This window comes from Methyloferula stellata AR4, assembly GCF_000385335.1.
Lineage (GTDB): Bacteria > Pseudomonadota > Alphaproteobacteria > Rhizobiales > Beijerinckiaceae > Methyloferula > Methyloferula stellata.
On record NZ_ARWA01000001.1, the window covers coordinates 1,225,545 to 1,247,335 of the forward strand.

General features: G+C 59.2%; 21 protein-coding genes. 13 read left to right on the forward strand and 8 right to left on the reverse strand.

The window, feature by feature from the left end; translation table 11 throughout:
* Nucleotides 1-170: 170 nt before the first annotated feature.
* The 3 genes from A3OQ_RS0106040 to A3OQ_RS0106055 all read left to right on the forward strand — a co-directional run bounded on the left by A3OQ_RS0106040 (nucleotide 171) and on the right by A3OQ_RS0106055 (nucleotide 3,108).
* Nucleotides 171-458, forward strand: a complete 288-nt coding sequence (locus A3OQ_RS0106040; RefSeq protein ID WP_020174474.1) for a GIY-YIG nuclease family protein — start codon at nucleotides 171-173, stop codon at nucleotides 456-458.
* A 1,094-nt stretch (nucleotides 459-1,552) separates the two neighbouring features.
* Nucleotides 1,553-2,380, forward strand: coding sequence for a hypothetical protein (locus tag A3OQ_RS24645; protein ID WP_161607307.1), 828 nt, complete (start codon nucleotides 1,553-1,555; stop codon nucleotides 2,378-2,380).
* On the forward strand, nucleotides 2,377-3,108 hold the full coding sequence (locus tag A3OQ_RS0106055; RefSeq protein WP_020174477.1) for an Imm52 family immunity protein: 732 nt from the start codon (nucleotides 2,377-2,379) through the stop codon (nucleotides 3,106-3,108). The genes A3OQ_RS24645 and A3OQ_RS0106055 overlap by 4 nt, the downstream gene beginning before the upstream one ends.
* 35 nt (nucleotides 3,109-3,143) lie before the next feature.
* Here A3OQ_RS0106055 and uvrB read toward each other — a convergent pair whose 3' ends face one another.
* Nucleotides 3,144-5,738: an excinuclease ABC subunit UvrB gene (uvrB, locus tag A3OQ_RS0106060; protein WP_020174478.1), complete on the reverse strand. Its 2,595-nt coding sequence runs from the start codon at nucleotides 5,736-5,738 to the stop codon at nucleotides 3,144-3,146.
* A gap of 123 nt (nucleotides 5,739-5,861) precedes the next feature.
* Between uvrB and A3OQ_RS23970 the strand changes: the two genes are divergently transcribed.
* Nucleotides 5,862-6,149, forward strand: coding sequence for a BrnT family toxin (locus A3OQ_RS23970; RefSeq protein ID WP_020174479.1), 288 nt, complete (start codon nucleotides 5,862-5,864; stop codon nucleotides 6,147-6,149).
* The gene (locus A3OQ_RS0106070; RefSeq protein ID WP_020174480.1) at nucleotides 6,136-6,405 is read left to right on the forward strand and encodes a BrnA antitoxin family protein; all 270 of its coding nucleotides are present in this window, start codon (nucleotides 6,136-6,138) and stop codon (nucleotides 6,403-6,405) included. Before A3OQ_RS23970 ends, A3OQ_RS0106070 begins: the two co-directional genes overlap by 14 nt.
* Nucleotides 6,406-6,411: 6 nt before the next feature.
* On the opposite strand, the gene A3OQ_RS21455 is transcribed toward A3OQ_RS0106070, so the two are convergent.
* From A3OQ_RS21455 to A3OQ_RS0106110, 7 genes are all read right to left on the reverse strand, one after another.
* A complete protein-coding gene (locus A3OQ_RS21455) occupies nucleotides 6,412-7,221 on the reverse strand; it encodes an anti-sigma factor family protein (protein WP_020174481.1) in 810 nt (269 codons plus the stop codon).
* A complete protein-coding gene (locus tag A3OQ_RS0106080) occupies nucleotides 7,218-7,757 on the reverse strand; it encodes a sigma-70 family RNA polymerase sigma factor (RefSeq protein ID WP_026595544.1) in 540 nt (179 codons plus the stop codon). The genes A3OQ_RS21455 and A3OQ_RS0106080 overlap by 4 nt, the downstream gene beginning before the upstream one ends.
* Before the next feature lie 134 nt (nucleotides 7,758-7,891).
* Nucleotides 7,892-8,257: a c-type cytochrome gene (locus A3OQ_RS0106085; RefSeq protein WP_026595545.1), complete on the reverse strand. Its 366-nt coding sequence runs from the start codon at nucleotides 8,255-8,257 to the stop codon at nucleotides 7,892-7,894.
* A gap of 23 nt (nucleotides 8,258-8,280) precedes the next feature.
* The gene (locus tag A3OQ_RS0106090) at nucleotides 8,281-9,219 is read right to left on the reverse strand and encodes a metallophosphoesterase family protein (protein WP_020174484.1); all 939 of its coding nucleotides are present in this window, start codon (nucleotides 9,217-9,219) and stop codon (nucleotides 8,281-8,283) included.
* 203 nt (nucleotides 9,220-9,422) lie between these two features.
* Nucleotides 9,423-9,707, reverse strand: a complete 285-nt coding sequence (locus A3OQ_RS24805) for a hypothetical protein (protein WP_020174485.1) — start codon at nucleotides 9,705-9,707, stop codon at nucleotides 9,423-9,425.
* A 159-nt stretch (nucleotides 9,708-9,866) separates the two neighbouring features.
* Complete coding sequence (locus tag A3OQ_RS0106105; RefSeq protein WP_020174486.1) at nucleotides 9,867-10,055, reverse strand: hypothetical protein; 189 nt, start codon at nucleotides 10,053-10,055, stop codon at nucleotides 9,867-9,869.
* 117 nt (nucleotides 10,056-10,172) lie between these two features.
* Nucleotides 10,173-10,808 carry a hypothetical protein gene (locus A3OQ_RS0106110; protein ID WP_020174487.1) on the reverse strand — a complete coding sequence of 212 codons (636 nt, stop codon included), beginning with the start codon at nucleotides 10,806-10,808 and terminating at the stop codon, nucleotides 10,173-10,175.
* Between the two features lie 273 nt (nucleotides 10,809-11,081).
* Here A3OQ_RS0106110 and A3OQ_RS0106115 point away from each other — a divergent pair, with 273 nt between their 5' ends.
* The 8 genes from A3OQ_RS0106115 (at nucleotide 11,082) to A3OQ_RS0106150 (ending at nucleotide 21,787) form a co-directional block, all read left to right on the forward strand.
* Nucleotides 11,082-11,666, forward strand: coding sequence for an ANTAR domain-containing response regulator (locus tag A3OQ_RS0106115; protein WP_026595546.1), 585 nt, complete (start codon nucleotides 11,082-11,084; stop codon nucleotides 11,664-11,666).
* Nucleotides 11,663-12,739: a CmpA/NrtA family ABC transporter substrate-binding protein gene (locus A3OQ_RS0106120; RefSeq protein ID WP_020174489.1), complete on the forward strand. Its 1,077-nt coding sequence runs from the start codon at nucleotides 11,663-11,665 to the stop codon at nucleotides 12,737-12,739. Before A3OQ_RS0106115 ends, A3OQ_RS0106120 begins: the two co-directional genes overlap by 4 nt.
* 213 nt (nucleotides 12,740-12,952) lie before the next feature.
* Nucleotides 12,953-13,114, forward strand: a complete 162-nt coding sequence (locus A3OQ_RS24650; RefSeq protein ID WP_020174490.1) for a hypothetical protein — start codon at nucleotides 12,953-12,955, stop codon at nucleotides 13,112-13,114.
* Nucleotides 13,115-13,156: 42 nt separating this feature from the next.
* Entirely contained in the window at nucleotides 13,157-14,512 is a 1,356-nt protein-coding gene (locus A3OQ_RS0106130) for an MFS transporter (protein ID WP_020174491.1), read from the forward strand.
* Nucleotides 14,513-14,560: 48 nt separating this feature from the next.
* Nucleotides 14,561-15,763 carry an NAD(P)/FAD-dependent oxidoreductase gene (locus A3OQ_RS21460; RefSeq protein ID WP_083931507.1) on the forward strand — a complete coding sequence of 401 codons (1,203 nt, stop codon included), beginning with the start codon at nucleotides 14,561-14,563 and terminating at the stop codon, nucleotides 15,761-15,763.
* 8 nt (nucleotides 15,764-15,771) lie between these two features.
* The gene (locus A3OQ_RS0106140) at nucleotides 15,772-17,535 is read left to right on the forward strand and encodes a NirA family protein (RefSeq protein ID WP_020174493.1); all 1,764 of its coding nucleotides are present in this window, start codon (nucleotides 15,772-15,774) and stop codon (nucleotides 17,533-17,535) included.
* Nucleotides 17,532-19,118 carry a sulfite reductase subunit alpha gene (locus A3OQ_RS0106145; RefSeq protein WP_020174494.1) on the forward strand — a complete coding sequence of 529 codons (1,587 nt, stop codon included), beginning with the start codon at nucleotides 17,532-17,534 and terminating at the stop codon, nucleotides 19,116-19,118. Before A3OQ_RS0106140 ends, A3OQ_RS0106145 begins: the two co-directional genes overlap by 4 nt.
* Complete coding sequence (locus A3OQ_RS0106150) at nucleotides 19,118-21,787, forward strand: nitrate reductase (RefSeq protein WP_020174495.1); 2,670 nt, start codon at nucleotides 19,118-19,120, stop codon at nucleotides 21,785-21,787. The genes A3OQ_RS0106145 and A3OQ_RS0106150 overlap by 1 nt, the downstream gene beginning before the upstream one ends.
* Nucleotides 21,788-21,791 lie beyond the last annotated feature (4 nt).

The window sequence follows — 21,791 nt, forward strand, 5'->3', positions numbered from 1 at the left end:
TAAATTCAATGTATTGGAACGTTTTGGGGAAGCAAGCCAGACCTACAGATCGCCCGAGAGCAGTCTGCCGGTCTTGCGCGAGAAGCTCAGGACCTCGACGTCGGTGCCGTCGGGATAATGCACCGTCATACGCGGGCTTGACCCGCGTATCCAGGCACAGACACTAAATCATGTCTGGCTATGTCTACATCATGAGCAACGAGAAACAGGGCACGCTGTACATCGGCGTGACCAGCGACTTGTCTCGACGGGTTTATGAGCATCGCGAAAAGCTAGTCGAAGGTTTTACGAGCCGCTATGGCCTTCATCGACTTGTCTATTATGAAGCCTTTGATGACATTAGAGCCGCCATTCAACGTGAGAAAAACCTGAAACATTGGCCGCGCGCCTGGAAGCTGGCCTTGATCCATGAGCGGAATCCGGAATGGGATGATCTTTACCTGCGGCTGAATGAATGAGAGCGAAGCCCACGGGCTGGATGCCGCAGCGATTAACATCAATGATGACGCGTCATGTGCGGGATTGACCCGCGCATCCAAGCATCAACGCTGATCGTCTTGCGCCTGGATGCGCGGGTCAAGCCCGCGCATGACGGAGAGAGGGCTCCGGCTTCAAGGCATCCAGGCCTTGCGTGCTGATCATGATGATGGCGAAGAGCGCTTTTGCTGTGGTGGCGGAGAGGAGCATAGAAATCTCGACCAATATGCTTTTTATTTGATGGCGTAACGTAAACTACAGCGGCGAGCCTCGAGATACTCTCTCGATAGACGAATTTCGCCTTTGTACTTGAACGCGGGCCGCGCGCGTCTTCTTGGAGATCTCGAAGCGATCTAGGTATTTTTTAGCGCAACCTTTATCCTTTGGCACGCTTTTTACAGGCCAAGGATTGTAGGTGCTTCAAAACGACAGTGTCGCAAAGCGGTTCGAAGCGCGTCTGCGAGCAAAAACGATTTCGCCTTCTCCGCATATTACAGATGCCGGGCTTCTCTTGGGGGCGGGCACGCTCCTTGTCAGGATGTCGCTTGCTGCTAATGCGGTGCCCCATCTCGCGCTTGAAGAGGATCGCGAGCGGCTTCTTGCTCTGTTGTCGATCGCGGCCGGGCGCAGCATGACGAAGAATACGCTTCGCCACATCGACGCTGCCTCTCGCGTTTGGGATAGCGGCGACAAAGCGCTTGCCAATCTACGCTTGGCATTTGCGCGGTTGCCGCGGCTTGACGGAGCCGCAGACGCATATCGCCTGTGGCTCGCTGAGACACTTCTTGACGATGGCTTTTCACCATACAAACTCATGAAGGAACTCGGGCTCGATCCCGCCGCGCTCGATCTCCTGAAATATGATGAAAACCAGCCGCGCGTGCCAGCCGGTAATGGCCGGGAGAGCGGACGCTGGGGGCCGGGTGAAGGTGGAACCCCATCCGCCGCCAACAAGCCGGATCCTTTTCGAGTTACGATCTCAGAGGCGCGGATCACGCCGCAACAAGCGCAGCCATCAGCCGCTAGGTCCCCGATTCCTCCGCCCCCGCCCGCCGCTCCGGTGGTCGGCGGTGCAGTGGCAACCGAGCTTTTCACGGCAGGCGAAACAAGCACCTTTATCGCGGGCCTTTCGGCACTTGTGGCAGCCGTGGGCGCCGTAATCGTCGGCGGTGTCATTTTAGTCCCTTGGCAGAAAAACCCGCTGTCTGAGGGTCCGATTCCAGGCGATTCCAATCTGCATTATGCGCTCGATGATGCAACGGGTCGCTTACAACTTTACCGGCGGACGGAAGACGGCGGGAAAGAGCAGGTCGCTATTGCCCAGCGGGGCTCCAACGGCATTTTCTTTGAGACAGAAACGGGTCTTCCGATCGCCCGGGAAGTCAAAGGCGGTCTCGCCTTCGACTCTGATTCGCTCGCCGAAACGACCGGGGATGAGGGGACCGAGGCTCAAAGTCAGCAGAAAGATGATGAACCCAAGCTTTGCCCGGATCCTAGTCCCGACGCGCCGCATGGCGCCTCGGAACGCGCGATCGCCTATCAGAAGCAAATCAGTGCCTTGAACAACCCGCAAAGGCCTTTGCCGGAAGGCATCGCCGTCAGCTTGACCAACCCAGCAACAGGAAGGCGGGTCGTCTATGACGATTGCCGGGAAAGCGATGGCACGATGATCGAAGCCAAAGGACCAGGATATGGAAGAATGCTTGGCTCTCAATATTTTCGAGATAAATTTACAGATAGATGGACACGCCAAGCGTCGCGGCAAATTGCGGCGAGTGGAGGCCGCCCCCTTGAATGGTATTTCGCGGATCGAGAAGCGTCGGAATTCGCAAGAGAACTTTTCGACGGTAATAAAAATCTGACGCGCATTAAAGTCATTTACGAACCGGCAAAAATGCTATGAAATCTCTTATTTTTGGGCGAAACTATCATATTCGAGCCGCCTGGGGGCCACGCGTAGAAACGCCGAGCGCGATGGCCGCCAGCTTTGTGCGCTACATCGATATTTTGCGCAATCTCGATCCAGTATTTTCCCTTTGGACGACGGGAATGAAACGGCCCGTAAAATTTGAAACGGTCCGCGATCATTTTGAAGACATCGTCATGGATAGTGTGTCTATCGATGACGATGGAGATCCCGAACTGGAATATGGCTACGGACCTTTCGCTTGCACACGAGACGTAGCAGGTCCATTGGTTTTTGGAATCAACACAAGCCTCGGCTCATGTTTGAACAATACCAATTACGTTGACCTCCACACAAATTCTGCTGAAATCCCAGATCCCCGAATAATCACCTACAAGATCTTCAAGGCGGCTTTGCTTGGGATCGTGGAAATCTGGGATCCTCTGGATTGCCGTGCGACCCCGCATGAGCTTCTCAAGCTTATCGATTCAGATGGATATTTTCGTGCGGTTTGGATGCAATATCTCAGCCCACCGCTCGCGCGGCTCATTACGCCTCCCGCGACTTCCATCAATGAATACCTTCCCAATGGCGGGCTGTTGATGTCGGCAACAACCGAGACCTTTAAAGTCGACAATCCGTCTCACGTGGCCGTGGCATGCGACATCGCGGACGCCACCGCGCCATTGAACGAGGGGAGTAATGCGCCTGGATACGCGGATTAAGTCCGCACATGACAGCGACCGACGTTTGTCGAGTATCACCGCTTCTTCCCCTTCCACGCGCGTGTGCCGCCTTTGCCCGCCGTGCTGCGGCCAGCGGCGCCGAGGCGCGGCTTGGCTTCACCGCCGCCGAAATTATGCGGCCCCATTTCGCTATCGGTCGGCTTGTGCGGGCGGTTCGCCGGCACATTGGCCGATGCGCCATATTTGCGCGGGCCGGCGAATCCGCCGGCCTGATCCTCGACCTCGGTTTGACGCGCCATCGGGTCATCGCCGATCGCAAGTTCCACGGCCTGTAGACGCTTCAACTCGTCGCGCAAGCGTGCGGCGGTTTCAAACTCCAGATTGGCCGCGGCCTCGCGCATCTTCTTTTCGAGATCGGCGACGGTCGCCTTGAAATTATGCCCGATGAGCGCTTCCGCTTCGGCGAAGCCCGCATCGACCGTGACGTGATCCTGCTCATAGACCGAGCCCAGAATATCCTGAATGTCGCGCTTGATCGTCGCCGGCGTGATGCCATGCTCGAGATTATAGGCATGCTGCTTCTCGCGCCGCCGGTTGGTCTCGGCCATGGCGCGCTGCATCGAGCCCGTCTCGTGATCGGCATAGAGGATCACCTTGCCGTCGACGTTACGCGCGGCGCGGCCGATGGTTTGCACCAGCGATGTCTCGCTGCGCAGAAACCCTTCCTTGTCGGCATCGAGAATGGCGACCAAGCCGCATTCGGGAATATCGAGGCCCTCGCGCAGCAGATTGATCCCAACCAGCACGTCGAAGGCGCCGAGCCGCAGGTCGCGCAAGATTTCGATGCGCTCAATCGTGTCTATGTCCGAATGCATGTAGCGCACGCGCACGCCATGCTCGTGCAAATATTCGGTCAGGTCCTCGGCCATGCGCTTGGTCAGCACGGTGACGAGGCTGCGATAGCCTTTCTTCGCCGTGAGACCCACTTCGTCGAGAAGATCGTCGACCTGAGTACGCACCGGCCTGATTTCGACCGGCGGATCGATGAGGCCGGTCGGGCGAATGACCTGTTCGACGAAGACGCCGCCGGTGCGTTCCATTTCCCAGGAGCCCGGCGTTGCCGAGACATGCACCGTTTGCGGCCGCATGGCGTCCCATTCCTCGAAACGCAGCGGACGATTGTCCAAGCAGGAGGGCAAGCGGAAGCCATATTCGGCGAGCGTCGCCTTGCGGCGAAAGTCGCCGCGATACATGCCGCCGATCTGCGGCACGGTGACATGGCTCTCGTCGGTGAAGACGATGGCATTGTCGGGCAGATATTCGAAGAGCGTCGGCGGCGGCTCGCCCGGCTTGCGGCCGGTCAGATAGCGCGAATAATTCTCGATGCCGGCGCAGGAGCCGGTGGCCTCCAGCATTTCGAGATCGAAGATCGTGCGCTGCTCGAGGCGCTGCGCTTCGAGCAGGCGGTTCGCATTGTTGAGTTCGTCGAGCCGCTGCCGCAGCTCCTGCTTAATGCCCTTGATCGATTGCAAAAGCGTCGGGCGCGGCGTCACATAATGCGAATTCGCATAGACCTTGATGAATTCGAGATCCTGCGTTTTTCTGCCGGTGAGCGGATCGAATTCCACGATCGATTCGATCTCGTCGCCAAAGAAGGACACGCGCCAGGCGCGGTCTTCGTAATGCGCCGGAAATAGTTCGATCGTATCGCCGCGCACGCGAAACACGCCGCGCGAAAAATCGCCCGCCGAGCGCTTATATTGCAGAGCCACGAGATCGGCGATGAGCTGGCGCTGATCAATCTTCTCGCCCACCTTCACGGTGAAGGTCATCGCCGTATAGGTCTCGACCGAGCCGATACCGTAGATGCAGGAGACCGAGGCGACGATGATCACATCGTCGCGTTCGAGCAGCGAACGGGTCGCGGCATGGCGCATCCGGTCGATCTGCTCGTTGATCGATGATTCCTTCTCGATATAGGTGTCGGTGCGCGGCACATAGGCTTCCGGCTGATAATAATCGTAATAAGAGACGAAATATTCGACCGCATTGTCCGGAAAGAAGCTCTTGAATTCGCCATAAAGCTGCGCGGCAAGCGTCTTGTTTGGCGCCAGCACGAGAGCGGGGCGGTTCGTGCGGGCGATCACCTGCGCCATGGTGAAGGTCTTGCCGGAACCCGTGACGCCGAGCAGCACCTGATCGCGCTCATGCGCTTTGATGCCGGAGACAAGCTCGTCGATGGCGGCGGGCTGGTCGCCCTTCGGCTCATATTCGGAGACGATCTTGAAGGGAACGCCGCCCTCACTCTTATCCGGCCGGTCCGGCCGGTGCGGCGTCCAGGGCTTTTTCTCGCGCAGATTGGGATCGCCGTGCTCCAGCAGATCCTTCAGGGATTCGACCGTGGCCGCAGCGCCCGTCATGCCCGGCGGATGCGATAGGGGCCGCTGTGCCGGAGCCGTGTCGGGACCGGCCTCATAGCCCAGAACCTTGGCCAATTGCGCGTCGATGCGCGAGACTGGGCCGGCGTCATAGGGAGACTGCGGGGCTTCTTCGAGGCCGGGGCGTTTCTCGTTCAGGGCCGGATTGAGCAGGGCGGCGAGATGCTCGCCGAGCGGCTTCACGTCAGGTTTCGAGGCCTTGGAGCGGGGCGTTTTGGGAGATTTGGGCATACGCCCAATATGGGACGAGTCGGGCTTCTGCAAAAGCCTGGAGCCGAGCCAATCAGGCCCTTGCGGGCTACCATAAGTGTGCATACAATATGTGCATACTTTTTAATACGTTTTCAGTGGCGCATGAAATTCGAGTGGGACGAGATCAAGCGCGCGGAGACCCTCAAGCTTCGCCGTCTCGATTTTGCCGATGCGGATTTGTTTTTCGATGGGCGTCCGGTTGTGCATATCCCGTCGATTCGCGGCGGTGAGGAGCGATGGAAGACGGTAGCCAGGATCGAAGGAGCATTTTTCACCCTGGTCTGGACGTGGCGCGCGGACGTTGTCCGAGTGATCTCGATGAGGAGGGCGCATGAAGACGAAGAACGAGCGCATCACGCACACCACGGATCAGAACATGAAGAGCCGTAGGGCGCGCGGTGAAGCGGGCAGCGATTGGCGGAAAGCCGCCGGCCAACCTGTGCCCGACGGACGCGATCCTGATGACGCGATCGAGCCCTTTGCGATGGATTGGGTGACCACCGAGCTGCCCCAGCCCACGCGCAAGGCACATATGACGTTGCGGCTCGATGCCGATGTGCATGAATGGTTTCGTGCGCAAGGGCGCGGGTATCAGACCAAAATCAACGCCATTTTGCGGAGCTATTTCGAGCACCATCGGCGCTAGCGATCGTCACTGCTCCGCCGCCACCGCCTTGCGGAAGGCCGTGGCCAGAGTGTCGAGCTCGCCCGGCGCTATGTCCGAGACGGCGACATAAGTGGTCTTGTTGTCCGGCGTATCGCCCGTGCTCCAAGTGTCGGTCGAATAGCCCTTGATCGTGCGGTGGCCCTCCAGCATCCCCCAATGCGCCGGGCTACCCTGTAATTCGCTTACGCTGATCACATGCTTGAGGTGGCGGAAGACCAGCGTCGCCACGGGTTTGTCGTCGATCACATCGACCCGGCCGCCGGCAAGCGCAAAGCCGTCGGCGCTGAGATCGACCACTTGCGGCGCTTGCGTGACCCGCGTGGCGAACCAGGGTTTGACCGTGTGTTTGTCGGAGGTGGCAACATCCGTCGGCTGGTCAGCGATCATGCCGCGCACATGCCCGGCGACGAGCTCCTGCGTCACGTTGGAGCCTTGCTGCGGCAGCATGAGGAAGGTCAAGCCGCTGCCGAGCACCAGCGCGAGAGATGCGGCCATGGCTGTTTGCTGCCATTCGCCGAACCATTTTTTAGCCAGTTGGGCCGCAGGCTTTTGCGGAGCGGCGATCGCCGCCATGCGGGCGCGGAAGGCGTCGCTGGCCTGCGTCTTGGGCAGCTTGTCATGGATCGCCCGCCGCAGAGCGCCGAGCCTGCGGTATTCGGCGGCGAGCGCAGGATCTTCCGCTAATTGCTTCTCGAACAGCAGCATGGCCGTGGCGTCGAGCTCGCCGTCGAGTGCAGCCTGCAAAAGCAGGGTTCTATCGCCGGAGGGTTGCGGCTCGCCGGTGACGTCGGTCATGATTTCGATTCCAACCTGGGCTCGGCGAGGGCGGCGATCAACAGATTGCGGGCGCGGGCCAGGCGCGACATCACGGTGCCGATAGGGACGCCCGTCAGCTCGGCGATATCGCGATAGGCCAGACCGTTGATCTCACGCATGACGATTGTTTCTCTATAGGCTTGCGGCAAAGCCGCCATTGCTTCTTCCATCCTATGTACGTCCGTCGCCGCGATCACGGCCTCTTCCGGAGTCTCCGGTCTTTCGCCCGCGAAGGTCGTTTCCTCCATATCCGGATCGGCGGTCAGAACCAGGCTTTTCGGGCGATTGCGCGCAAGCCAGGTGAAGGCGGCATTGCGCGTAATGGCCAGAAGCCAGGCGCGGGGGTTTTCGACCGCGCCCCGTTCGAGCGCCTTGAAGGCGCGCAAACAGGCTTCCTGCACGACGTCTTGGGCGTCGGTCGCATTGCCGGTCAGCCAGCGTGCCAGCGTCAATGCATCGTCGAGATGCGGCATAACCGTTTCGGCGAAGAGTCGTTCTGCCGTCGTGCCTGTCACATGACCTCGTATCGTACAATTCGGCGGGTCGCTCCCTTAGGCTCATTGCTTTACCGCGTGACGACGATTTTGCCTATCTTGAGCGGATGCAATCCGCGGAAATCGCCAAATTCGTCCGGCTCGGTGAAGGCGTTTCATTTTGCCTTTTCCTTCAAATATTCGATGACGTCGGCCCGGTCCTTCGCATCGGTTAGGCGAAAGGCCATTCTAGAGCCGGGCACAAAGCCTTGCGGATTCTTTAGCCATTGATCGAGCGTCATCTCGTTCCATATGATCTTCGCGTTTTTCAGGGCCTCCGAATAATCGTAGTCGGGCACTGCGCCGGCGGCGCGGCCGAAGACGCCGCGGTGCATGGGTCCGACCTCGTTTTCGTCGAGCGAATGACAGTCCTGACAGCTCTGATAGATCTGTTCGCCACGCGTGGCGTCGCCGGCCGCATGCGCGGTGCCTGTCATCATCAGCATTGTTGCAAGATAAACTGCCGTCCTGCAGTTGCGCATCGTCGTAATTCCTCCCGGCGCCGTCACGAGGCCAGCGGCGTATCGGTGATGGCGAGTGCGTGAACGCCCTGCTTGACCGAAATGGAGGCGACGCCGAGGACCGTGCGCAATGTTCCTTCCGGCATTTTCAGCGGCCCCGCAGCAGGGACCTTACCCGGCACGCCTTGCGGAAACGCCGTCGAACGCGCCGTGTGGAACGTCACATTGCCTTCCACTTTTTGGAAAATCTGATGAATGTGGCCGTTGAGAATGGTGACCGATCCGAAGCTTTTCAGCATGTCGAGGGCCTGCATACCGTCATCGGTCGTCCATCCCCAATCCTGATAGACGGTCCACAAAGGGATATGCGCGAAGATCACGATTGGCGTCGACGTCGAACGACCCTTGAGATCGGCGGCGAGCCAGGCGATCTGCTCGGGCCCGAGGTGGCCCAGGCCGTCGACCGTATTGGTCGCATTGACCAGACCGATGAAATGCACGCCCTCCTGATCGAAGGAATACCAGCCTCTGCCGACGGTATTTTTGCCATAGCGCTCGAGATAGGCCTTGGAATCATTGTCGATCAGGTCATGTTCGCCCGGCACATAGTGAACGTCGAGCCGCGCTGCCGAAATGATTTTATCGGCGTCGTCGAATTGTGCGGGCTTTGCCAGATGCGAGATGTCGCCGGTATGGATCATGAAAGCCGGCTTGTCCGGCGCGTCGGCGATCTTGCCGATGGCTTCCACCAAAGTCGCGGACGGATCGGGATTGGCGGGTTTGTTGAACCCGAGATGGCTGTCGGAGATCTGGGCGAAGGTGAAGGCTTTGGTCGCCTCCGCGTGCGCCGGTTGCGTTCCAAGAAAACCGGAGACTTTTGGAACGCCACCGGCCACGGTCCATAAGAGGCCGCCGCCGGCCCAGGCCATGCATTCGAGAGCCCCGCGCCGGTTAAGGCCGCTGTTCTTGTCGTCGTCGCTCATGCCATCCTGCCTTTCCCGCCTTGTTCCGAGGGATCTCGGAGGCTGCTTGCGCGGGTCGGAAGAGAGACTCGGACGGATCGGCCGTTATTCCCGGTATTGCTAATTTTTTTTGAAGGCTTCGGAAGGCGGCCGAAGCAGCAAAAACACGCAATGATCGGCCGAATCGCCGCGGCCGATCATTCTTGCCAAGAGCTTTCCGAAATTCAGTCGGAGAAATTGCCGGGGCCTTCCGGATGGGCCGGGCTGGCGCCGAGGCCAAGACGTCCGGCCGTCCCAGAAACGTCGCACTGGACGCCGCAAGGAATGCCTTGGAGATCGCGATTATAGGCTGCGAAGGCATCGGATGTGCCCACCCCGCCATAGGCCGCGCTGAAGTCTTGGGCGCGAGGCTGAACCGAATAATGCTGCGCGAACGCGCTGCCTGAAATGGACGCGACGATCGCCGCGATTAAACCGAGCTTTGCAACGGTGCGAGAAGTCATGGTCATGGTTTTGCTCCTATCGCTAATGACGTCAGCAAGTTCGAGCTCCCTCGAATTTGCGAACTACGATAGAGACTCACCAATGATGCTTCTTATTCCGGGCATCACAGAAAGGTGAAACATCGGGGATCCAATGTTTCATGCGTAACAAATTCAAGACGTGATTCAGAGCCCGTCGAAGACGACGCCGATGAACAAGATCACATAAGCGGCGGTCATCACCCAGAAGCGGTGCGCCGCGAGATAATGTCCGACGACCGGTACGCTCGTAAACATGCTGACCACGGCGAGGACGGCGAGAATCAATGAAATGATGAAGACGGGGAATGTCGGCGGTGTAAGGCGTCTGCGCATGGAGGTCGGCTCATCAGATTGGGGCGAGGGAATCGCGATACGATTTCATAGTTCAATCGCGCCGGCGCGATAAAAGCAATGCTCCAATAAAGGTTGATGACGCAAAGGCGCGATATCTCAGGCGGGCCGCGTGCCGGCGAAGAGCCGGTAGAAGAAGCCCGCGGCGACGCCCATCACGATATCGACCTGCAGGTTCTCGTAATCGCCCCATCCAAGCGTATGCATGATGGCGGCATAGGCCAAAGCGACGAAACCGCCGCAGATCGCATAGGCCGCGATATGAGTCACGCGCAACGGCGCGAGCAGCGTGCGAACGAAGAAGAGACCGATCGCGCTCGATTCGGCGCCGGACCAAAGGCTGCCTAGAAGAATGAGCGGCACGATGGGGATTGTCCGCCCGTCGATTGAGAGCGTGCCGAGCCTCTGACCCATCGCGACACTTGCGCCGAGATCGAGGCCCGCATGAAGGAAGGCGACGACAAGCCCGGCCAGAAACGCCGCACGCCCGGAAGCCGGGACGACCAAAGTGCGGCCGGCGGTTTTATCTTGCAGCGCTTTTTGCCGTTCCTCAGCCAATGCGGCGTTGAATTTCAAAAGAGCTTCGGACTCCGGTATCGAGGCGGCATCGGAAAAACACGTCCGCGTCTCTGCCGGTCCCGCGGCGTCGCTCGCCGCTGCTACGGCCGCAGGGCGTGAGGCAGGAGGGGGGAACGGCAGATTGCGTCTGCCGAAGGGCTTTGCGGGCGCGGGCATGACGTCAGTTTGCTCCCATTGATCTAACGAAGGCTTGACGCCAAACCTCGGCTTTGCTCGATTCTCCGTAAATTTGTCCGTTCTTTCCCAGCATGCCTCGTTTTTCAGCGAGGTGGGAGGTCGCTTGGCCGATCCTGCCTGTTGCCGGAAGCGATTCTTCAATCTATCAAATCGGTCGAACTCGACTGAAAATGCCCTGGTGTTAGAGATGAGGGCAGTTTCGTATCGATTGAGTCTATACACTCGATCCGAAATTGCTCCAGAGGACCCTGCGTGGACGTGGATCTTCGAATCGTCGTCATAGACAAAAATCCGCTTCGTGCGGCCATTCTTCGGGACGGTCTTCGCGAAGCGGGTCATTGCGAGGTCATTCATATCGACGACACCTCCGACATTCTCGCCCGCGTCAATGCGCTGACGCCTGACGTCATCATCATCGATCTCGAAAGCCCGAGCCGTGACGTGCTCGAGCAAATGTTCGAGGTCAGCCGCACGATGGACCGTCCGATCGCCATGTTCGTCGATAATTCGGATACGTCCATGATCAATGCCGCGATCGATGCCGGCGTCTCGGCCTATATTGTCGATGGGCTGCGCAAGGAACGAATTAAGCCGATCCTTGACGTCACGATCCGCCGTTTCAACGCCTTCATGAAACTGAAGGAAGAATTGGAATCGACCAAGCTGCAATTGGAGGATCGCAAGGCGATCGATCGCGCCAAGGCGATCGTGATGAAAGCCAAGTCCATTCCCGAAGAGCAGGCCTATGCGATGATGCGCAAGACGGCCATGAACGAGAACAAGAAGATCGCGGATATCGCGCGCTCGATTATCACCGCTGCGGAGTTACTGCGATGACGAAAACCCTTCGCATCGGCTATATTCCGCTGGTCGACTCGGCACTGCTTCATGTCGCGCGGGCCTATGATTTCGCCTCGGCAGAAGGACTCGATCTCGATCTCGTTCGAGAGACCTCTTGGGCGAATATCCGCGACAAGCTCGGCGTCGGCATTTTCGATGCGGCCCATATGCTGGCGCCGTCCGCCATGGCTGTTTGCATCGGTCTCGGCTATATTGAAATTCCGCTTGTTGCCCCCGTCGCCTTGGGGCTCGACGGCAATGCCATTACTTTATCGCGCCCGCTTTACGCCGAAGTAATGTCCGTCGTGGAAGGCGATCCTGCCGATCCTTATGTGACGGCGCAGGCGCTTGCAAAACTTGTCGCGAAACGGCGCGCCGCAGGCGCGGCGCCTTTGACTTTCGCGCATGTCTTTCCATTTTCCACGCATCATTATCAATTGCGTCTCTGGTTCGCGGCCGGCGGACTTGAATCGAAGACAGACGTCAATCTCATCGTCGTGCCGCCTCCCTTCATGGTCGAGAGCCTCAGAAGCGGTGTGATCGACGGGTTCTGCGTCGGCGCGCCATGGAACGGTCTCGCAGTCGAGGCAGGTGTCGGGCACATCCTTCATCGCGGTCGCGACATCGTCCGCAATTGTCCTGAAAAGCTTCTGGTCTTTCGTGCCGATGCGGCTTCCGCCGATCCCGATCGGGTCAAGGCCTTGTCGCGCGCCATCAGAGCCGCCGCCGACTGGGCTTCCGACAAAAACCATGTCGAAGATCTCGCCTATCTTCTGTCGCAGGACGCGGGCCTCAATGTCCCGATCGAGCTTCTCTGCGCGATCCTCGATCCGGAACGTGAGCCCAAGATCAAAACGGCGACGATAAGGCTCGACCGGGCTGCGACCTTCGCCTATCCGGCGCATGCCGATTGGCTTTATGCCCAGATGCGCGCGGCCGGCCAGGTCGGCGATGGACAGGACGTGAAGGCGCGCTCGGTCTACCGGCCGGATCTTGCCGGCGACGCTGCCGCGCCGGACCCCGATGATCTCAAGATTGAGGTCTTTAGTGGATTAAGGATTAAGCAATAGGGCTAAGATTTGAGCATTACATGCTCGGCATATGAGCATATAACTTATTGACTTCAAAGGCTTTTCTCGGCTAATCAATAAATACATCACGTCTTGTCCAACGAGGGGCCAGACGTTCAGCAATGCCGCTGATTTCACCTGCCATAAAGCTTTGGCAGCGTGAAGCAGCGGCTTTTTGCGTTTTTGTCCCTCTGTCAGCGATGGAATGAGTTCATGAGCGATGGTGCGGCGGTCAATGAGACTGGCTCGGCCTTTTTAAAAGCCGGTGCTGAGCGAACGCCTATTTGCGCGACGAATTCGGAAGCCGCTGTCCTGGCTGCAACCGCTGCCGATGAATTCCATAAGGACCGTCTGCGCCTATCCGGCTTGATCTGATCTGACCTATCTCCCGCGATCGCCTCATTTGGAGCTGCTGCAATGACCTCGCAAAAGGCAACACGGATCAATCTCTTCAGCTTAGCGACACCACAGATGCGCGCATTTCATCTGACCTGGCTCGCTTTCTTCGTTTGCTTCTTCGCATGGTTTGCGACCGCTCCGTTGATGCCCATAATCAAGGGCGATCTGCACCTCACAGATAACGAGGTCTTTAACATCACCATCGCCGGCGTGTTCGCGACGATCCTGGCGCGTTTCGCTATCGGTCCCATGTGCGACAAATACGGCCCGCGCATTACTTACACATTGCTGCTGGCGCTCGGCGCAATTCCCGTTTTCGGTATCGCCTTTGCCTGGGACTTCACATCGTTTTTCGTCTTTCGCCTTTTGATCGGCATCATCGGCGCGAGCTTTGTCATTACCCAATATCATACGTCGGTCATGTTCGCGCCGAATGTCGTGGGCACCGCCAATGCCGCGGTCGGTGGCTGGGGCAACGCGGGCGGCGGCGCAACGCAGAGCATCATGCCGCTTGTCGTTGCCGGCGTCGTGGCGCTTGGTTTGAGCCAAGCGATAAGCTGGCGCTATTCGATGATCGTGCCCGGTACGTTGATGCTTATCGTTGCCGTGCTCTATTGGAAGTTCACGCAGGATACGCCTGAAGGCAATGTGCTGGAGCTGCGCCGGCAAGGCATCGAGGTCGACAGCGGAAAGCTGGGCGGCTGGGGCGTTATGAAGACGGCTGCCAAGAATTACCGCGTCTGGTTGCTGGCCGCCTGCTACGCTGCGTCCTTCGGCGTCGAATTATTCGTCCACGGCATCGCGGCCACCTATTACTTCAACAAGTTTCACCTCTCGGTGGAAGATGCCGGTTTCGCGGTCGGCGCGTTCGGCTTGCTTGCCCTCTTCGCCAGGGCGCTTGGTGGCATATTTTCGGATCGTATCGCGAAGTTCAAAGGTCTCGACGGGCGCATTTGGATGCTCTCCGGACTGATGATGAGCGAAGGCATTTTTCTCGTCGCCTTTTCGCAAGCGAATTTCGTTGCGATGGCGATCACGACCATGCTTGTCTTCGGGTTATTTACTCATATGGCCTGCGGCGGGATTTATGCGCTGGTTCCGTTCATCGATCGTAAGGTCCTGGGCGGCGTGACTGGTATCGTCGGTGCGGGTGGCAATATAGGCGGCGTCGCAGCCGGGTTTTTGCTGCGCGGAACCGGCAATGTGCAATTCTGTTTTTTTGTCCTTGGATGTGCGGCCATCGTTTGCGCGTTCGGCGCATTGGCGATCCGCTTCTCGCTCCGGCACAAGGAGGCCGAGCAAGTGCTCTACGACCAGGCAATCGCGCAACGTAGCATAACTGCGACGCCTGGATCAGACCCGGCGATGGCATAAGCATGGTTTCGACCGCGGCTTTGCCCCCGCGTCAGGCTGGCCCTTGTGATGAGTGAGCCACTCGTCATCATCGGGCAGGGAATGGCTGCGACGAAACTCGTCGAGGAATTGTCGGCGCATGCGCTTGGCCGCTACTCGATCATCGTCATCGGCAAAGAACCGTGCCGGGCCTATAATCGCGTGCTTTTGTCATCCCTGTTGGCCGGCGAAATAGGCTCGAATGATCTCGAGTTGAAGCCGGCTGACTGGTGGCAGCGGCAAGGTATCACCAATATCTTCGGCAGAGGTGTCGCTGCCATCGATCGCGAAGGTAAACAAGTGACGATGGAAGACGGCACCATCTTTAGCTATGAAAAGCTCGTGCTTGCGACCGGTTCCTATCCTGTCATGCTGCCGATTAGGGGCATGAATCTGCCCGGCGTGCTCAGTTTCCGTGTCAGGGCCGACGTCGAAGCCATGATCGCAGGCGTGCAACCGGGCCGCCCGGCCGTGGTTATCGGCGGTGGACTCCTCGGCATCGAGGCGGCCTATGGCCTCGCGCAGGCGGGTGTGAAAGTGACTTTGATTCATCTGATGGACCGGCTGATGGAACGCCAGCTCGATGCATCCGCGGCTGAGCTTCTCGCCGCCACGCTCGAAACCAAAGGCGTCGAGGTTCTCCTCAGGGCTCAGACCGCGCGCATCGTCGGGAATGCCAGGGTCGAGGCCGTCGAACTGGCCGACGGCCAGCTTATTCCGGCGGATCTTGTCGTTTGCGCGATCGGGATTCGTCCCAATGCGGATCTCGCGCGTGCCGCCGGGCTTGAGGCCAATCGCGGTATCCTCATCGATGACGGCATGCGGACATCGGACCCCTCTGTCTTCGCGCTTGGCGAATGCGCTGAACATCAAGGTATCGCCTATGGCCTCGTTGAGCCGGCTTACGAACAGGCCCGGATTCTGGCCCGGCGGCTCGCCGGAGATGAGAAGGCGCGTTATCCGGGATCGGTGCTCTCCACGCATTTGAAGGTTTCTGGCGTTTCAGTCTTTTCCGCAGGCGACTTTCTGGGCGAAGACAAGGATGCGATCATCTTCAGGGATGAGGCGCGGGGCATTTACAAAAAGCTCGTGGTCGAAAACGACCATCTGACCGGCGCCGTTCTCTATGGCGACACGTCGGATGGCCTTTATTATCTGGGTCTCATGCGCTCGAAGGCCGAAGTGCCGGCGCTCCGCCACGACCTTATCTTCGGCCCACAACAGGAAGCATGAGGACTGATATGAGCGGCGATTTCACGCCGGAACAAAAGCGTTATCTCGAAGGCTTTTCGTCTGGCCTCCAGGTCGCGCGCGTCGGACGGAGCGCTGCCGCGCCCGCGACGGTTCCGGCGAAAACCACGGGCCCCGATGCGCCGCACCTCGAAGCCATGGCGCGTTTCGAAGCGCAAGGAAAGAAGCTCTCCGATCCGGAAAAATGGAAGCGCGAGGAACATCCTTTCGACGGCTATGCGCGGCTGAAGGATCAAGCCGAAAAAGACGAGTTTCCGACGCCCGCGGATAATTTCCGCTGGCGCTTCCTCGGCCTTTTCTATGTCGCGCCGACGCAAGAGGCCTATATGTGCCGGTTGCGCATTCCAAACGGCATTTTGACTCACGTGCAATTCGCAGGTGTCGCCGATCTTGCTGACCGATACGCGGGCGGTTACGCGCATGTGACGACGCGGGCCAATCTTCAGATCCGCGAAGTCGCGGCAAAGAACGCGACGAATGTGCTTGAAGCCGTTCTCGATCTCGGCCTCTGCTCGCGCGGCGCGGGCGCCGATAATATCCGCAACGTTACGGGCGATGCGACGGCAGGCATCTGGCCGCACGAGCTTATCGATACGCGCCCTTACGCGCGCGAATGGCATTTCCATATTTTGAACAGTCGCGTGCTGACCGGCCTGCCGCGCAAGTTCAATGTTGCCTTCGACGGCGGCGGCGGCGTGCCGACGCTCGAAGATACGAATGATATCGGCTTTCAGGCGGTCGAGGTTTTGCCGGGGGCCGAGGTCGAGCCTGGCATTTATTTTCGTCTGATGCTCGGGGGCATCACGGGCCATAAGGATCTCGCCCGGGATACGGGCGTCGTTATCTTGCCGAAAGACGCGACGAAGGTCGGCGATGCGATCGTGAAAGCTTTCATCGATCACGGCGACCGGAGCAACCGCGCCAAGGCGCGGCTCAAATATGTGCTCGATGCTTTGGGTTTCGAGACATTTTTGAGCCTGGTCGAAGAAAAGCTCGGCCATAAGCTCCTGCGCGTCGATGCGGATCATATCGCGACGCGGCCGCAGCAGGACCGCCACGCCCATATTGGCGTCCATGCGCAAAGGCAGGACGGACTTTCTTATATTGGCGTGGTTCTGCCGGTCGGCAAATTGCTCTCCGCGCAAATGCGCGAACTCGCCGCTATCGCGCATGATTGCGGCGACGGCGAATTGCGGCTGACGGTCTGGCAGAATCTTTTGATTTCCGGCATTCCCGAAGAGCGTCTCGCGGAAGCCCAAGAGCGCATCGAAAAGACCGGGCTCGATTGGCGCGCGTCGAGCTTGCGCGCGGGGCTTGTCGCCTGCACGGGCTCACGCGGCTGCCGGTTCTCGGCTTCCGACACGAAGGGCCATGCGGAAGCGATTGCCAGCTATTGCGAACAGCGCGTCGCTCTCGATCAGCCGATCAATATTCATCTGACCGGCTGCCATAATTCCTGCGCCCAGCATTATATCAGCGACATTGGCCTTTTGGGCGCGCGCGTGCCGGTCAACGAGGAAGGCGATACGGTAGAAGGCTATCACGTCTTCATCGGCGGCGGCTTTTCCACCGAAGGCACGATCGGCCGCGAGATTTTCCACGATGTCAAAGCCGAGGATGTGCCTCAGACCGTCGAACGGCTTTTGAAAGCCTATCTCAAACATCGCGAAAGCCCGGAAGAAAGCTTCCATGCTTTCGCGACTGGTTGCGATGTCGCCGTGCTCAAACAATTCGCGATGAAAATCACCCTATGAGCAACCCGCCGACCATCCCGCCTCTGATCCCGGAGAACGCGCCCTTTTCGGAAGAGCAGCGCGCCTGGCTCAATGGATTTTTTGCCGGTCTCTTGGCGCCGGAAACGCTGGCGGTGCAAGAGGGGCAAGTGCCTGTCCTAGACGCCAACGATGGCGAGGCGCCCTGGCATGATCCGGCCATGCCGCTTGAAGAGCGCATGAAGCTCGCAGAAGGCAAACCCCTGCGCCGCCGTATGATGGCGGCCATGGCGCAACAGGATTGCGGTCAATGCGGCTATGATTGCGAATCCTATGCGGATGCGATCATCAATCATAAGGAAGGGCGGCTGAATCTCTGCGTGCCCGGCGAAAAGCCGACCTTTCGCATGGTGAAACTGCTCGCCGAAGAGATGAATGCGGAACAGCCCGTCGCCGAGGCTCTGGCTGTGCCGCTGCCTGCCGTGACGGAGTCAAGCGAGCCGCTGCCGCCTGGCACTTATGGTCGCGCGGCTCCGGCGACGATCAGCTTTTCGTCGCGGCGCCGCCTCAACAAAGAGGATTCGGAAAAGGCGACCTATCATATCGAATTCGATCTGACGGACAGCGGCCTCTCCTATTCCGTCGGCGATAGCCTTGGCGTCTTTCCGCAAAACGATCCGCATCTCGTCGATGCGGTGATCAAAACCATCGGCGCCGAACCGAAAGTCTTGATCGGCGGGCGCACCTTGCGCGACATTCTCATCAATGATCTGTCGCTTGGATCGCCGCCCGATCGTTTCTTCGAATTCATCTCTTTTATGACGGGCGGCGAGCGGCGTCAGAAGGCGAAGCTTCTCTCCATCGGCGAAGATCCGGATGGCGATGCGGCAACGCTCGATGTGCTCGCCGCGCTCGAAAAATTTCCGCGTCTGCGTCCGGACCCGGAAGCCTTCATCGAAGCGCTCGATCCTTTGCAGCCGCGGCTTTATTCCATCTCCTCGTCGCCCAAGGTCAATCCGAAACATCTCTCGCTCACCGTCGATCATGTGCGCTACGTGATCGGCGATCGCATCCGTCGCGGTGTCGCTTCGTCTTGGCTCGGCGAAGCGTTGTCGCCGCATACGAAGCTCAAGGCCTATATTCAAAAGGCGCATAATTTCGCTTTGCCTGAAAGCAACGATGTTCCGATCATCATGGTCGGACCGGGGACGGGCGTGGCGCCCTTCCGCGCCTTTCTGCAAGAACGCCGCGCGATGAAGGCTGGTGGCGGCGCCTGGCTCTTCTTCGGGCATCAGCGCCGCGCTGCGGATTTCTTCTACGAGGAAGAGTTTTCAGGCATGCTCAAGGATGGCTCCTTAAGCAAATTATCGCTCGCCTGGTCGCGCGACGGCGACACCAAGACCTATGTGCAGGACAAGATGCGCATGGAGAGCGAAGACCTTTACGATTGGATCGCGCGCGGCGCGCATTTCTATGTCTGCGGCGATGCCAAGCGCATGGCGGGCGACGTCGAGCGGGCGCTGGCGGAGATCATCGCGAAACATGGCGACTATACCGAGATATCGGCGAAAGCCTTTATCGTCAGTATGAAAAAGGCCGGCCGCTATCAGACGGATGTCTATTGATGGCAGCCTCCGTGCGCACGACCTGTCCTTATTGCGGCGTTGGCTGCGGCGTGATCGCGACGCCTGACGGTGAAGGTGGCGCGGCAATCGAGGGCGACGCTGATCATCCGTCGAATTTCGGCAGGCTCTGCTCGAAAGGCGCGGCGCTCGGCGAAACGATCGGGCTCGAGACGCGGCTTCTCCATCCGATGATGGATGGCAGGCGCGTGAGCTGGGACGCTGCGCTCGATCATATAGCCGCAGGCTTCAGGCGTGTCATCGCGGAGCATGGGCCGGATGCGATCGCCATCTATCTCTCGGGGCAATTGCTGACGGAAGATTATTACATCGCCAACAAGCTGATGAAAGGCTTCATCGGCTCAGCCAATGTCGATACGAATTCGCGCCTGTGCATGGCTTCCTCCGTCGCCGGACATAAACGCGTCTTCGGCTCGGATACGGTGCCTGGCTGTTATGAGGATTTGGACGAAGGCGATCTTTTCGTGCTTGTCGGCTCCAACGCGGCCTGGTGCCATCCCGTGCTTTATCAGCGCATGGTGGCCGCGCAGGAAAAGCGGGCTGCCCGGCTCGTCAATATCGATCCGCGCGCGACCGCAACATCCGAGACGGCCTCGCTGCAATTGTCCTTGGCGCCAGGTCAGGACGGAACGCTATTTTCCGGCCTCCTGGTTTATCTCGCCGAGAACGGCCATCTCGATCACGCGTTCATCGCCGCGCATACGGAAGGCTTCGGCGCGGCGCTCGCATGCGCCAAGGAGATCGCACCGAACCTTTCCGCGATTTCCTTGCGCACAAGGCTTCCACCCGAAGACATCCGCCGCTTCTACGAGCTTTGGGCGACGACCGAGCGCGTCGTGACGCTATATAGCCAGGGTGTCAATCAATCCGCGCAAGGCACGGATAAGGTCGCGGCTATTCTCAATTGCCATCTCGCGACGGGGCGCATCGGCCGCGCCGGCATGGGACCTTTTTCTTTGACAGGGCAACCCAATGCCATGGGCGGACGCGAGGTCGGCGGCCTTGCCAATCAGCTTGCGGCCCATATGGCTTTTTCGCCGGAAGAGATCGATCGCGTGCGGCGCTTCTGGAACGCGCCCAATATGGCGCAGCATGAAGGGTTGAAGGCAGTCGATCTGTTCGATGCCGTCGATCAAGGCAGGATCAAAGCGCTGTGGATCATGGGAACCAATCCGGCGGTGAGCCTGCCGCGCGCCGACAAAGTGGCGCAAGCGCTGCGCAAACTCGATCTTTGCGTGATCTCGGAGAATGTCGTTTCGAACGATACCGTGCGCGCCGCACTAGAGTACCCCGCTGATGCCGTGCTTTTGCCGGCGAGCGCCTGGGGCGAGAAGGACGGTACGGTCACCAATTCCGAGCGGCGTATTTCGCGCCAGCGCGCCTTTCTGCCGCCGGCCGGCGAAGCCAGGCAGGATTGGTGGGCGATCGGCGAAGTCGCCAAAAGGCTCGGCTTTTCGGGCTTCGACTATGCCAATGCGGCCGCGATCTTTGCCGAACATGCGGCCTTATCGGCTTTTGAAAATGAAGGCACCCGCGACTTCGACTTGAGCGGTCTCGCTCATGTCTCGGCGGATGATTATGATTCGATGACCCCGGTGCAATGGCCTTGCCGTAAAGAGCGTCCTGCCACGCAAAGGCTTTTTGCCGACGGCGGCTTTTTCACCTCTTCCGGCAAAGCGCGATTTCAGGAAATCGCGCCGCCGCAGCTCGCCGATGTACCCTCGGTGACATGGCCTTTGCTTCTCAATACGGGGCGCGTGCGCGACCAATGGCATACGATGACGCGCACAGGGCTTTCGCCGCGTCTGGCATCGCATATTGCCGAACCTTTCATCGCAGTGCATCCGCTCGACGCCGTTGCCGCGGGTCTTTGCGACGGAGGTCTTGCCGAAGTGAGCAACGAGCATGGCCATGCGCTTCTGCGTGTCGCCGTCACGGCGGCGCAAGAGCGGGGCGGCGTCTTCGCGCCCATCCATTGGAACGCGGAAACGGCAGGGGCGGCGCGTATCGGCAGCCTTGTTCATTCGCTGGTCGATCCCTGGTCTGGCCAACCCGATGCGAAAGCGACACCGGTCAACGTGCGCGCACGCGTGATGGCCCGCGCCGGCTTCATCGTGGCACGCAAAAGATTTGCCTTGCCGGGCGATACGTTTTGGGCCTGGCAGGCAATCGAAGGGGGCTTTGCCGCGGTCATCGAGACGAACGAGCCCGATGCCGTCTTTCAAGATCTGTTGCGCAAGAGAGGCGAAGCCGAGGAAGTAAGCCTATCGGATATCAGCCGCGGCATCTACCGGATGGCGCAGATCAAGGCCAATCGTCTCGATACGGCGCTCTTTCTGGCCAAGCGCCGGGAGGCGCCGCACTGGAGCCTTGTACAGAAAGCTTTCGCGGCCAAGGCACTCGATACCCTGACGCGCAAACTTTTGCTGTCCGGCCGCAGCCTCGATGGCATGATCGATGAAGGCCCGAATGTGTGCGCCTGTTTTGGCGTGCCGCGCGACCGGATCGTGCGAGCGATCGAAGAGGGCGCTTCGAGCCTTGCTGCGATTCAATCGAAACTCAAGGCCGGAACCAATTGCGGTTCATGCCTGCCGGAATTGAAACGCCTGCTCGTGATCCATCAGAAAACCCAGGCGCTTGCGCTGACTTAGAGTC